Below are 204 nucleotides of genomic sequence, written 5' to 3'. Positions count from 1 at the left end.
ATAATCAATAAATAAATCAAAAAATAGTCATTTTGATTCATAAATAAATTATTTTTAAATATTTTCATAGTAAAAAGCTTAAATAAAAGGTTTGTAATTTTGGCATGATTCTTGCTTTATTATTTAATCGAAAATGCTTCTATTCCATTTTGAAAGCGCTTTTGTTAGGGGTGTTTTTTAAAATTTGGCTCTGTTCAACTTGTA

Origin of the sequence: Bacillus sp. JJ1764 (assembly GCF_036962145.1) — a bacterium.
In the GTDB taxonomy this organism is placed as follows: Bacteria; Bacillota; Bacilli; order Bacillales; family Cytobacillaceae; genus Neobacillus.
The sequence above is the reverse complement of the archived record's forward strand: the minus strand, read 5'-3'. Positions refer to the sequence as shown.